This is a genomic window from Cupriavidus sp. U2 (assembly GCF_009663685.2).
GTDB lineage: Bacteria > Pseudomonadota > Gammaproteobacteria > Burkholderiales > Burkholderiaceae > Cupriavidus > Cupriavidus necator_C.
Window position 1 is genome coordinate 57,306 of record NZ_RCOG02000003.1, and the last position, 12,487, is coordinate 69,792.

Sequence of the window (12,487 nt, forward strand, 5' to 3'; positions counted from 1 at the left end):
TATAGGCAGGCCGACGTGCCCCCCGCGGGGACTCAGGCTACCGACGCTGCATTGCAGCATCGGCGTTCGGTGCCGCCACTCAGCGCGGCTGGTTGCGCAGGAAGTCGGTCAGGCGGTCGGCCGGCATCGGCCTGCCGTACAGATAACCCTGCGCTTCGATGCAGCCGTTGCGCAGCAGGAAGTCGCGCTGCTCGGCCGTTTCCACGCCCTCGGCCACCACGCCGATCCGCAGGCTCTGGCCGACATTGATCACCGAGCGCACGATGGCGGCGTCCACATTGTCGTGGGTGACGTTGCGGATGAAGGACTGGTCGATCTTGAGCCGGTCCACCGGGAACGACTTCAGGAAGCTCAGCGACGCGTAGCCGGTGCCGAAATCGTCGCAGGTCAGCGTGACCCCGTCGCGGCGCAACGCCTGGAGCTGGTCAGATACCTCGTCGCCCTGTTGCAGCGCGATGGTCTCGGTAATCTCGATCTCCAGCCGGTCCGGCGGCAGTTCCAGCGCGCGCAGCACGTGGCGTACCTCGGTCAGCAGCCGGCTTTCGGACAGCTGCGCCGCGAACAGGTTGATGGCGACGCGCGGCGCGTCGGGGAAGGTCAGCGACCACGCCCGCGCCTGCGCGCAGGCCGTGTGCAGCAGCCACATGCCCACGTCGGCGGCCACGCTGCTGGCGGCCAGCGCGTCGATGAACGCCGCCGGGGTCAGCAGGCCCAGCGTGGGATGACGCCAGCGCATCAGCGCCTCGGCGCCCACCACGCGGCCGTCGCGCAAATCCACCTGCGGCTGGTAGAGCAATTCGAACTGGCGTTGGGCGTAGGCTTCGCGCAGGGCCTGGACGAGCGACAGGCGCGTCGTCACGTCGGCGCGCATCTGCGGCTTGAAGAAGCGGATGGTGCGGCCGCCGTCGTGCTTGGCCCGGGCCAGCGCCAGGCTGGCCGCCGCCAGTACGTCGGCCGTGGACTCGCCGCCGGCGGGCATCACGCAGGCGCCAAGGCTGGCCAGCACATGGTGGCGGTTGCCGCCCAGCTCATAGGGGGCGGACAGCATCGACAGGATGGCCGCGCTGACGTGGCGCACCAGCGTGGGATCGGAAATGGAGGTCAGCAGCACGCCGAACTCGTCGCCGCCCACCCGGCCGACCACGGCATCGCGCGGCGAGGCGTCGCGCAGGCGGCGGGCCACATGCTGAAGGATCGTGTCGCCTTCCAGGTGGCCGTGCATGTCATTGAAGGCGCGGAAATCGTCGACGCCCACCAGCAACAGGGCAAAGCGGGGCGTCGTCTCGCCATGCAGACGTGCTTCCACCCGCTTCAAGAATGCCTGGCGGACGACCACGCCGGTCAGCGGATCCAGATCCGCCGGCGGCAAGGCGCCAGTCACCTGTGCCTCCGACTTGGCCACCATCCCTGCCCTATCAGTTGTGATGAACATTTTCCCCGCTCAAGCTATCTGGCAAGTGTGACGAAAACTTTGAAAAAAGCAAGGGCTACAAATTGGCGCCGCCGCCGCGCAACGGCGCGGGCTGGCCGAACGCAGTCGGCGTTGAAATGACGCGGACGTTACAGTACCCTACGCCGCAAACGCCTACCACCCATTCGAGGGATACCCCTTATCCGAGTGTGGGCCCTGGCAGACCGCCCCGCCAGTCCCGCCGGCCGCGGTCGTCCGCCCAACGAGAAACTCCATCGACCGTGAACCACTGGACCATCCGCACGCGCATCCTGGCAAGCTTCACCTTCATCCTGCTGGTCATGACCCTGATGAGCGTGACGGCCTACAACCGCCTGTCCGCCATCGAGCATGAAACCACGGTCATGCGCACCGACGCGCTGCCCGGCCTGAACTACAGCGCCGGCATGCGCGGCGTCTGGGGCGAACTCTACGTGCTGGCCTGGCAGACCGTCACGGCATCCGACCCGGCCCAGCGCGCCAGGCTGCTGTCCCAGACCCAGGACGCGACGCGCCGGCTGGACAAGCTTCAGAAGCTGTATGCCGATTCGATTCAGCGCGAAGAGGATAGAGGCCGTTTCAAGGCGTTCCTCGACGTTCGCGCAAGATACGAGCAGGCCGCCCAGCCTTATCTCGATCCCACGCGCTGGCGCGATACGGCCACCGCCGAAGCCGCGCTGCGCGGCGGCGCCCATGACGTCTGGGCCGAAGGCCGCAAGACGCTGCAGGAGCTGGTGGACGACAACAGCGCCGTCAACGACCGGGCCGCCGCCGGCATCGTCGATTCGGTCAGCGCCGCCAAGACCAGCATCGAGGTGGCGCTGGCCATCGCCGTGCTGGCCGCCCTGGTCTGCGGCTACCTGCTGCTGCGGGCGATCAACGCCCCGATGCGTTCGATCGTGTCGCTGCTGGGTGCCATGCGTGGCGGCGACCTGCGCCAGCGCATGACACTGAACCGCCGCGACGAATTCCAGGCCGTTGAAGCCGGCTTCAACCAGATGGCCGGCGAGCTGACCTCGCTGGTCGGCCAGGCCCAGCGATCGGCCATCCAGGTCACGACCTCCGTCAACGAGATCGCCGCCACGGCCCGCCAGCAGCAGGCCACGGCCACCGAAACGGCCGCCACCACCACGCAGATCGGCGCCACGTCGCGAGAGATCGCGGCCACCTCGCGCGACCTGGTCCGCACCATGAACGAGGTGTCGCACGCGGCGGAACAGACCGCCGGACTGGCCGGTACCGGCCAGGTGGGGCTGTCGCGCATGGAAACCACCATGCACCACGTGATGGACGCCGCCGGATCGGTCAACGCCCGGCTGGCCACGCTCAACGAGAAGGCCGGCAATATCAACCAGGTGGTGACCACCATCGCCCGGGTAGCCGACCAGACCAACCTGCTGTCGCTGAACGCCGCGATCGAGGCCGAAAAAGCCGGCGAATACGGCCGCGGCTTTTCGGTGGTGGCCACCGAGATCCGCCGCCTGGCCGATCAGACCGCCGTGGCTACCTACGACATCGAGCAGATCGTGCGCGAGATCCAGTCGGCCGTGTCGGCCGGCGTGATGGGCATGGACAAGTTCTCCGAGGAAGTGCGGCGCGGCATGTCCGAGGTGACCCAGGTGGGCGACCAGCTGTCGCAGATCATTGGCCAGGTGCAGTCGCTGGCCCCGCGCGTGCAGATGGTCAACGAAGGCATGCAGGCCCAGGCCGGCGGCGCCGAGCAGATCAACCAGGCGCTGATGCAGCTGTCCGAGGCAGCGCAGCAGACCGTGGAATCGCTGCGCCAGTCGAGCCAGGCCATCGACGAACTGACGCTGGTTGCCAACGAACTGCGCAGCGGCGTGTCGCGTTTCAAGGTCTGAGCGGCCCAGCCGCCCGTCCCCATGGCGCTCTTCCTGCTGTTTCGCATCGGCCCCGACTACTACGCGCTGGATAGCGCCGAAGTGGCCGAGGTCTTGCCGCTGACCGCCACCAAGCAGATTCCCGGGTCGCCCCCGTGGGTCAGCGGGCTGATGACGCGGCGCGGGCAGACCGTGCCCGTGATCGACGTGACCGCGCTGGCGACCGGCGTGACAGCCGGCGCGCGCACCAGCACGCGCACCGTGCTGGTCCACTACCGGCGCCCCGGCGCGCCCGGTGACGCCACGCATCTGCTGGGGCTGCGGCTGGAATACGCTACCGATACCCTGCGCTGCGACCCGGCGTCGTTCGTCGACAGCGGCATCGACCCGGGCCCGGCGCGTTATCTAGGCCCCGTACGCCAGGACGCGCGCGGGCTCGTGCAATGGATTCGCGTGGCCAACCTGCTGCCCGACGCGGTACACACGCTGCTGTTTCCGGAGGCCAACCCCGCATGACGGATCTGCCGCATCCCCCCACGCAGATCGAAGCCCTGCTCAAGGAGCGCATCGGGCTGGACGCTGCCGCGATCGGGCCGGCCGTGATCGCCCGCGCGGTCGACGAGCGCCGGCAGGCCGTTGGCGCCCCGGACCCCGCCGCCTACTGGAACCTGCTGCACGCGGTGCCTGACGAACTGCAGGCGCTGATCGAAGCCGTAGTGGTTCCCGAAACCTGGTTCTTTCGCCACCGCGAAGCGCTGCTGGCGCTGGGCCGCTTTGCCGCGCACCGCGCGTTCGGCGACGGCGAGCGCCTGCTGCGCGTGCTGAGCCTGCCGTGCTCGACCGGCGAGGAACCGTACTCGATCGCCATGGCGCTGTTCGATGCGGGACTGCCGGCCGACCGCTTCCGTGTGGATGCGGTGGACGTCAGCGCCCGCGCACTGGAACGCGCCCGCGCCGGCCTGTACGGCAGCAACGCCTTTCGCGGCGCGCCGCTCGATTTCCGCGACCGCTATTTCGCGCCCACGCCCACCGGCTACCAGTTGTCGGAAAAGGTCCGGGCGCAGGTGCGGCTGCTGCAGGGCAACCTGATGTCGCCCGGGCTGCTGGCCGACGAACCGCCTTACGACTTCGTGTTCTGCCGCAACCTGCTGATCTATTTCGATCTGGCCACGCAGCAGCAGACGGTGCAGACACTGCGGCGCCTGACCGCCGCGCGCGGACTGATCTTCGTGGGGCCGGCCGAAGCCAGCCTGCTGACGCGCGATGGGCTGCCCGGCGCCGGCGTGCCGCTAGCCTTCGCGTTCCATCCCGCGCCTGCTGCCACAGCCCCGGATGCAAGGACACAGTTGCCACGGCCACCGGCCTGGAAGCCTGCGGCCTCCATCCGGCACCCGACGCTGGCTTCCGCCATGCCAGCGCCCCGGACCGCGCAAATGCCGACGGCCAGCGTCACCGCCACAGTGGCGGGCAGCAACCCGCTGGCGGCGATCTCGGCCATGGCCGACCGGGGCGAACTCGATGCCGCCACGGCCGCGTGCCAGCAGTATCTGACCGGGCATGGATCGTCGCCAGACGGCTGGTGCCTGCTGGGCGTGCTGCACGACGCGGCCGGCCGGATCGCCGATGCGCATGCCGCCTACCGCAAGGCGGTGTATCTTGACCCGGCCCACGAAGAAGCGCTCTATCATCTGGCCGCCCTGCTCGACAGCGAGGGCGATGCCTCGGGCGCCCACCGGCTGCGCGAGCGCGCCCAGCGACATGCTCGACTGAGCCATGGCTGATCCGATCGTCCAACACGCCCTCCACACGCTGCCCGGCCTGGCCGCCGGCACCGTGGACGACTGCTGGCGCCGCATCGGCACCGGCGGCGACCGCTCCTGCCCGAAGCTTGACGAACACCTGCGCTGCCGCAACTGCCCGGTCTATGCGCAGGCCGCCGTGACCGTGCTCGATTCGCTCTCGGCCGGCAGCCTGTGGGACAGCACCATCGACAATGCCGGCGCCAACGCCGCCACCGGCATCGATCGCGCCGTCGGCCAGTCGCTGCTGATCTTTCGCGTCGGTGACGAATGGCTGGCGCTGCCCACGGCCGCGCTCGGAGAGATCACGGCGCCCGTTCCCGTGCATTCGCTGCCGCACAGGCGCCATGCCGCCCTGATCGGCGTGGCTGCGGTACGCGGGGTGCTGCTGACCTGCGTATCGCTGGCGCTGCTGTTCGGCGCCCCGGAAGGCGCGGACCGGCAGGCCGCGCGCTGCCTGATCCTGGGCCAGGGCCGCAATGCCATCGCGCTGCCCGTGGCCGAGGTGGCCGGTGTCGAGCACGTGCCGCGTCACGCGCTGCTGCCGCTGCCCGCCACGCTGACGCGCGCTTCGTCACGCTATACGCAGGCGCTGTTCGAACACGCCGGCCATAGCGTGGGGCTGCTCGATGCCGACCTGCTGCGCCAGGCCCTGTCGCGGAGCCTGGCATGAACCCCGAGCAATTGCGCGATGCCTCGATGCTGGACCTGTTCGCGCTCGAAGCGGACGCGCAGACCGAGGTACTGAACGCCGGCCTGCTGGCGCTGGAACGCGATCCCGCCGCCGCCTCGCATCTGGAAGCGTGCATGCGTGCCGCCCATTCGCTCAAGGGCGCGGCGCGGATCGTCGGGCTCGATGGTGGCGTGCGTGTGGCGCATGTCATGGAAGACTGCCTGGTCGCGGCACAGCGCGGCGGCATCGTGCTGGCGCCCGCCCATATCGACGCCCTGCTGCAAGGCACGGACCTGCTTCAGCGCATCGGCCACCCGCCCGGCGGCAACCTCGACTGGCCCGAAGGCGAGGGGCGGGCCGAGATCGACGCCTGGATCGCGCGGATGAGCCAGCTGCTTGACGGCGACGAAGCCCTGCCGCCCTCCGGCGCCACGCTCGCGCCGCCACCGGCGGCACATCCGCAAGAGGCCGGACACACCGCCGCGCCTGCGGCCGACCCGGATCGTGCGCCGTCTCCCGAAAGCGCGCCAGAACCAGCGCGCGGCGGCGGCACGCACGAGCGCATGCTGCGCGTCAATGCCGACCGTCTGGATCGTCTGCTGGCGATGGCCGGCGAGGCGATGGTCGAATCGCACTGGCTGCGGCCGTTCGGCGGCGCCCTGCAGCAGGCGCGCCGCCAGCAGATGCGCGCGCTGCAGGTGCTCGATGGCGTGCAGGCGCTGCTGGACACGCCCGATGGCTCGGTGCCGCGCATGCGTGCCGCGCTGGCCGAAGTGCGCCAGCTGCTCGAAGACGGCCACGGCCAGTTGTCGCAGCGCGTGGACGAGTTCGACCAGTACGATCATCGAGCCAGCCGCCTGTCGCGCCGGATCTATGACACGGCCCTGTCGTGCCGCATGCGTCCGCTGTCGGACGGCATGACCGGATTTTCGCGCATGGTCCGCGACCTGGGCCGTGCGCTGGGCAAGCACGTGCACCTGGAGCTGTCCGGCGAGCAGACGCAGGTCGATCGCGACATCCTGGAACAGCTCGATGCGCCGCTGGCCCACCTGCTGCGCAATGCCGTGGACCACGGCATCGAGCCTCCCGACGCGCGGCGTGCCGCCGGCAAGCCCGAGGAAGGACGCATCACGCTGATGGCGCGCCACAACGCCGGCCGCCTGGTGATCGAGATCTTCGACGATGGCGCCGGCGTCGATCTCGATGCGCTGCGCGCGGCCATCGTGCGCCGAGGCCTGGCCCAGGCCGGCACCGCCGCGCGGCTGTCGCAGGCCGAGATGCTCGAATTCCTGCTGCTGCCCGGCTTCAGCCTGCGCGAGACCGTGTCCGAAGTGTCGGGCCGGGGCGTCGGGCTCGACGCTGTGCAAGACATGGTCCGCGCGGTGCGTGGCAGCCTGAAGCTGTCGCAGCAGCCCGGCAGCGGCCTGCACTTCCATCTGGAACTGCCGCTCACGCTGTCCGTCGTGCGCGCGCTGCTGGTGGAAATCTCCGGCGAGGCCTATGCCTTTCCGCTCGGGCTCGTGCATCGCGCCGTGGCCGTGCCGCGCGACGCCATCGAGCAGACCGAGCAGCATCAGCACTTTCGCCACGAGGGCCGTCCGGTGGGACTGGTCAGCGCCGCGCAGATCCTGCAGCGCCCGGAGCCGCCGCGCGAGGGCGACACCACGCCCGTGGTGGTGATCGGCGAACAGGAGCGCGTCTACGGCATTGCCGTGGATCGCCTGCTGGGCGAACGTATGCTGGTGGTGCAGCCGCTGGCGCAGGCGCTGGGCAAGATCAAGGACATCGCGGCGGGCAGCCTGACCGACGACGGCACGCCGGTGCTGATCTTCGACGTCGAGGACATGCTGCGTTCGGTGGAAAAGCTCGTGTCCGAAGGACGCATCGAGCGCGTACGCCAGTCGGCCGCCGACACGGCCGTCGTGCGCAGCAAGCGCGTCCTGGTGATCGACGACTCGCTGACTGTACGCGAACTGGAGCGCAAGCTGCTGGCCGGGCGGGGCTACGACGTAAGCGTGGCCGTCGACGGCATGGACGGCTGGAATGTGCTGCGCGCCGAGGCGTTCGACCTGGTCATCACCGACGTCGACATGCCGCGCCTGGACGGCATCGAACTGGTGACGCGGATCCGCAGTGACCCGCGACTGGCGCAGTTGCCGGTGATGATCGTGTCGTACAAGGACCGCGAGCAGGACCGCGAACGCGGCATGCAGGCCGGGGCGGACTATTATCTGGCCAAGGGCAGTTTCCATGACACCGCGCTGCTGGACGCCGTGCGGGACCTGATCGGCGAGGCACGCGCATGAAGATCGGCATCGTCAACGACTCCGCACTGGCAGTGGCCGCACTACGCCGCGCGCTGGCACTGGACCCATCGCTCGACATCGTCTGGGTCGCTGGCGACGGCGAGCAGGGCGTGCAGATGGCCGCCAGCCAGACGCCCGACCTGATCCTGATGGATCTGCTGATGCCGGTGATGGACGGCGTGGAAGCCACACGCCGCATCATGGCGGCCACGCCGTGCGCAATCGTGGTGGTGACGATGGACCTGGGGCGCAATGCCAACCAGGTGTTCGACGCCATGGGGCACGGCGCGATCGACGCCGTCGACACGCCAACGCTGACCCAGTCGGACGCCACGCTCGCCGCAGGCCCGCTGCTGCGCAAGATCCGCAATATCGGCCGCCTGCTGGCGGGCCGCGCCCAGACGCCGCCCCCGCTGGCGGCAGCCGCATTGGCACCGGCCGCCCCCCGGCTCGTGGCGATCGGGGCGTCGGCCGGCGGCCCGGCCGCGTTGGCCACGCTGCTGGGTGCGCTGCCCGCCGGGTTCGGCGCGGCGGTGGTGGCGGTGCAGCACGTGGACGAAGCCTTTGCGCAGGGCATGGCCGAATGGCTCGACGCGCAAAGCCCGCTGCCGGTGCGCATTGCGCGCGCCGGCGAAACGCCGCAGCCCGGCACCGTGCTGCTGGCCGGCACCAACGATCATCTGCGGCTGGTGGGCGGGACGCGGATGGCCTACACGCCCGAACCGGGCGACTATCTGTACCGCCCGTCGATCGACGTGTTCTTCGCAAGCGTGGTGGAGCACTGGCGCGGCGAGGCCGTGGGCGTGCTGCTGACCGGCATGGGGCGTGACGGCGCGCAGGGCCTGAAGGCCATGCGCGAGCGCGGCTTCCTGACCATCGCGCAGGACCAGGCCACCAGTGCCGTCTATGGCATGCCAAAGGCCGCCGCCACGCTGGGGGCGGCCAGCGAGATCCTGCCGTTGCCACGCATCGCACCCCGGCTGATCCGGGCCTTCGGCGGGCAGGAGACAACAAGAAACAAGGGGTAATGGAAATGCCTAGACTCGGGAACCCGGCCGATCCGTCGGCCGCCGGCAACGAATACCTGGCCATGGTGCTGCTGGTCGATGACCAGGCCATCATCGGCGAAGCCATCCGCCGCGCGCTGGCCGGCGAGACCGATATCGACTTCCACTATTGCGCCAACCCGGAGGAAGCGGTGGCCGTGGCCGAGCGCACGCAGCCGACCGTGATCCTGCAGGATCTGGTCATGCCCGGCACCGACGGGCTGACGCTGGTGCGCCGCTATCGCCAGAACGCGGGTACGCGCGATATTCCGATCATCGTGCTGTCCACCAAGGAAGAGCCCACGATGAAGAGCGCGGCGTTTGCCGCCGGGGCCAACGACTACCTGGTCAAGCTGCCCGACACGATCGAACTGGTGGCACGCATCCGCTATCACTCGCGCTCGTACCTGAACCTGCTGCAGCGCGACGAGGCCTACCGCGCGCTGCGCCAGAGTCAGCAGCAACTGCTGGAGACCAACCTGGAACTGCAGCGCCTGACCAATTCCGACGGCCTGACCGGGCTGTCCAACCGGCGTTATTTCGACGAATACCTGGGCGCCGAGTGGAAGCGCGCCCAGCGCGAACAGACCCAGCTGGCGCTGCTGATGATCGACGTCGATGCCTTCAAGGCCTACAACGACACCTACGGGCATGTGGCGGGCGACGAAGTGCTGCGCCGCGTGGCCTCCGTGATCCGCGACAACTGTGCCCGGCCGGCGGACCTGCCCGCGCGCTTTGGCGGCGAGGAGTTCTCGATGATCCTGCCGGCCACATCGCCCGGCGGCGCACGCCTGCTGGCCGAGAAGGTGCGCCGGTCGATCGAGACGCTGCGCATCGCGCACAGCGGATCGCCCACCAGTGGCTTCGTGACGGTCAGCATCGGCGGTGCCGTGATCGTGCCCGACAGCGACGGCAACTTCAGCCGGCTGGTCGAGGCGGCCGATACCGGCCTGTACCAGGCCAAGCGCAACGGCCGCAACCAGGTGGTGATGGTGTAGTTGCCCGCGCGCGTGCGGGCATGGCACGCATTCTGCAGAACAAACGGTTCCCCAATACGTCATGGAACGCAAAGGAGGCGCCGTCATGCCCGATCAGTCCCCACCAAAGCCAACCTCAGCGACGACCGTGCCGACGGGCCAGACCACGCCCCAGCACTCCGGCGACAATCCCAGCCAGGACCGCGCATCCGGCAGCAATCAGGACGGCACCTACGAAAAAGCCGTGGCAGACCGCCTTTCCGGCCGCCCCGAGCGGCTGGGATCGCCCAGCGTCGGCAACGTGGTGTCGAACGCCGGCAAGACGCTGACCACCAACCAGGGCCTGCAGATCCCGGAGGATGACGACTCGCTGAAGCTCGGTTTGCGGGGCCCCACGCTGCTGGAAGATTTCCACCTGCGTGAAAAGATTACGCACTTCGATCACGAACGCATCCCCGAGCGGGTGGTCCATGCGCGCGGCGCGGCCGCGCACGGCTATTTCGAGCTGACCGAGTCGATCGAGGACTACACGACGGCCGAACTGTTCACCCGCGTGGGAGAGAAGACGCCGGTCTTCGTGCGGTTCTCGACCGTCGCTGGCTCGCGCGGCTCCGCCGACCTCGCGCGCGACGTGCGGGGCTTTGCCACCAAGTTCTATACACGCCAGGGCAACTTCGACCTGGTGGGCAACAACATCCCCGTATTCTTCATCCAGGACGGCATCAAGTTTCCGGACTTCGTGCATGCGGTGAAGCCGGAGCCGCATAACGAGATTCCGCAGGCTGCGTCGGCCCACGACACGTTCTGGGATTTTGTCTCGCTGCAGCCCGAATCGATGCACATGGTGCTGTGGACGATGTCGGGCCGCGCCATTCCGCGCAGCTTCCGCACCATGGAGGGCTTTGGCGTCCACACGTTCCGGCTCATCAATGCCAGGGGTGAGGCCACGCTGGTCAAGTACCACTGGAAGCCCGTGGGCGGCGCCCATTCGCTGATCTGGGACGAGGCGCTGAAGATCAATGGCAAGGACCCCGACTTCCACCGGCGCGACCTCTGGGAATCGATCGAGATGGGCCAGTACCCCGAATACGAGTTCGGCGTGCAGCTGGTGCCCGAGACCGACATGCTCAAGCTGGGCTTCGACCTGCAGGACCCGACCAAGATCATCCCCGAAGAACTGGTACCCGTGAAGCGGATCGGGCGGATGGTGCTGAACCGCAACCCGGACAACTTCTTCGCCGAGACCGAACAGGTGGCGTTTCACCCGGGGCACCTGCTGCCCGGCATGGACTTCACCAACGATCCGCTGCTGCATGCGCGCCTGTTCTCGTACATCGACACGCAGATCACCCGGCTGGGCGGCCCCAACTTCCACGAGCTGCCCATCAATCGCCCGCTATGCCCGGTCCACAACAACCAGCGCGACGGGTTCATGCGGCAAACCGTGGTGCAGGGCAAGGAAAGCTATCAGCCAAACTCGGTCAGTGGCGGCTGCCCGTTCCTCGCCGGCGACAAGGACGCGTACCGCCACTATCCGGCGCCGGCCGAGGATGGCGCGGTCAAGGCGCGCGTGCGCAGCAACACGTTCGCCGATCACTTCTCGCAGGCCAACCTGTTCTGGCGCAGCCAGTCCGACGTGGAAAAGCAGCAGATCATCGACGCCTACAGCTTCGAGCTGTCCAAGGTGCAGGACCCGGCCATCCGCTCGCGGGTAGTTGGGCAGATCGTGCATATCGCGCAGGAACTGGCAGACGGCGTGGCGCAGCAGCTGGGCATCGCCGTGGACCCGGTCGGGCCGGCGGTGGAGATCAACGACTATGGCGTGCAGACATCGCCCGCGCTGAGCCTCGACGCGCAACCCAAGGGCGACATCACGGGCCGCAAGATCGCGGTGCTGGTCAACGACGGCGTGGACGATGCAGCGATCCAGTCGCTGCAATCGCTGGCCGAAGGGCTGCGCGCCAGCGCGAAGATCGTCGGCCCGCGCGCCAGCAGCGTGACCACGGCAGGCGGCGCCGCGCTGCCCGTGGATTATGCACTGGCGTCCGTCGGCTCGGTGCTGTTCGATGCGGTGTACGTGCCAGACGGCAAGAACCCGCCGGCCGATCCCGATCCGCGCGCGTTGCTGTTCGTCAGCGAGGCCTACAAGCACTTCAAGGCGGTGGGTGCCGGCGGTAGCGGCGCAATGCTGGTGGCCGAAGCCGCGCGGCGCGCCGGCATACAGGGCGGCTTTGCCGGACCGGGCCTGGTGATCGGCAAAAGCGAGGATGCCAAGACCCATCAGGCGTTTCTGGACGCGGTGGGACAGCACCGCTGGTGGCAACGGCCCGATGCGATGAAGATTCCGGCCTAGGCGGTGCGGCTGACCGGCCGGCGCTGCAGCCGGCCCGGTCAG

General features: G+C 68.9%; 9 protein-coding genes. 8 read left to right on the plus strand and 1 reads right to left on the minus strand.

Annotated features, from left to right (window positions below):
- Positions 1-79 precede the first annotated feature (79 nt).
- Positions 80-1,405, minus strand: coding sequence for a putative bifunctional diguanylate cyclase/phosphodiesterase (locus tag D9X30_RS04820; protein WP_153949269.1), 1,326 nt, complete (start codon positions 1,403-1,405; stop codon positions 80-82).
- A gap of 287 nt (positions 1,406-1,692) precedes the next feature.
- Here D9X30_RS04820 and D9X30_RS04825 point away from each other — a divergent pair, with 287 nt between their 5' ends.
- The 8 genes from D9X30_RS04825 (at position 1,693) to D9X30_RS04860 (ending at position 12,445) form a co-directional block, all read left to right on the plus strand.
- The gene (locus D9X30_RS04825; RefSeq protein WP_249640887.1) at positions 1,693-3,312 is read left to right on the plus strand and encodes a methyl-accepting chemotaxis protein; all 1,620 of its coding nucleotides are present in this window, start codon (positions 1,693-1,695) and stop codon (positions 3,310-3,312) included.
- Positions 3,313-3,333: 21 nt separating this feature from the next.
- Positions 3,334-3,807 carry a chemotaxis protein CheW gene (locus tag D9X30_RS04830; RefSeq protein ID WP_153949220.1) on the plus strand — a complete coding sequence of 158 codons (474 nt, stop codon included), beginning with the start codon at positions 3,334-3,336 and terminating at the stop codon, positions 3,805-3,807.
- Positions 3,804-5,072 (plus strand): CheR family methyltransferase, encoded by a 1,269-nt coding sequence (locus D9X30_RS04835; protein ID WP_153949219.1) that lies wholly within the window; start codon positions 3,804-3,806, stop codon positions 5,070-5,072. The genes D9X30_RS04830 and D9X30_RS04835 overlap by 4 nt, the downstream gene beginning before the upstream one ends.
- Positions 5,065-5,763, plus strand: coding sequence for a chemotaxis protein CheW (locus D9X30_RS04840; RefSeq protein ID WP_153949218.1), 699 nt, complete (start codon positions 5,065-5,067; stop codon positions 5,761-5,763). The genes D9X30_RS04835 and D9X30_RS04840 overlap by 8 nt, the downstream gene beginning before the upstream one ends.
- Positions 5,760-8,069: a hybrid sensor histidine kinase/response regulator gene (locus D9X30_RS04845; RefSeq protein WP_153949217.1), complete on the plus strand. Its 2,310-nt coding sequence runs from the start codon at positions 5,760-5,762 to the stop codon at positions 8,067-8,069. The genes D9X30_RS04840 and D9X30_RS04845 overlap by 4 nt, the downstream gene beginning before the upstream one ends.
- A complete protein-coding gene (locus D9X30_RS04850; protein ID WP_153949216.1) occupies positions 8,066-9,097 on the plus strand; it encodes a chemotaxis response regulator protein-glutamate methylesterase in 1,032 nt (343 codons plus the stop codon). The genes D9X30_RS04845 and D9X30_RS04850 overlap by 4 nt, the downstream gene beginning before the upstream one ends.
- A 5-nt stretch (positions 9,098-9,102) precedes the next feature.
- A complete protein-coding gene (locus tag D9X30_RS04855; RefSeq protein WP_153949215.1) occupies positions 9,103-10,113 on the plus strand; it encodes a response regulator in 1,011 nt (336 codons plus the stop codon).
- 85 nt (positions 10,114-10,198) lie between these two features.
- Positions 10,199-12,445: a catalase gene (locus D9X30_RS04860; RefSeq protein WP_153949214.1), complete on the plus strand. Its 2,247-nt coding sequence runs from the start codon at positions 10,199-10,201 to the stop codon at positions 12,443-12,445.
- Positions 12,446-12,487: the final 42 nt, after the last annotated feature.

Coding starts and splice junctions, on each gene's coding strand:
- D9X30_RS04820 (WP_153949269.1), bottom strand. CDS start 1,405: ATGGTGGCCAAGTCGGAGGCACAGGTGACTGGCGCCTTGCCGCCGGCG.
- D9X30_RS04830 (WP_153949220.1), top strand. CDS start 3,334: ATGGCGCTCTTCCTGCTGTTTCGCATCGGCCCCGACTACTACGCGCTG.
- D9X30_RS04835 (WP_153949219.1), top strand. CDS start 3,804: ATGACGGATCTGCCGCATCCCCCCACGCAGATCGAAGCCCTGCTCAAG.
- D9X30_RS04840 (WP_153949218.1), top strand. CDS start 5,065: ATGGCTGATCCGATCGTCCAACACGCCCTCCACACGCTGCCCGGCCTG.
- D9X30_RS04845 (WP_153949217.1), top strand. CDS start 5,760: ATGAACCCCGAGCAATTGCGCGATGCCTCGATGCTGGACCTGTTCGCG.
- D9X30_RS04850 (WP_153949216.1), top strand. CDS start 8,066: ATGAAGATCGGCATCGTCAACGACTCCGCACTGGCAGTGGCCGCACTA.
- D9X30_RS04855 (WP_153949215.1), top strand. CDS start 9,103: ATGCCTAGACTCGGGAACCCGGCCGATCCGTCGGCCGCCGGCAACGAA.
- D9X30_RS04860 (WP_153949214.1), top strand. CDS start 10,199: ATGCCCGATCAGTCCCCACCAAAGCCAACCTCAGCGACGACCGTGCCG.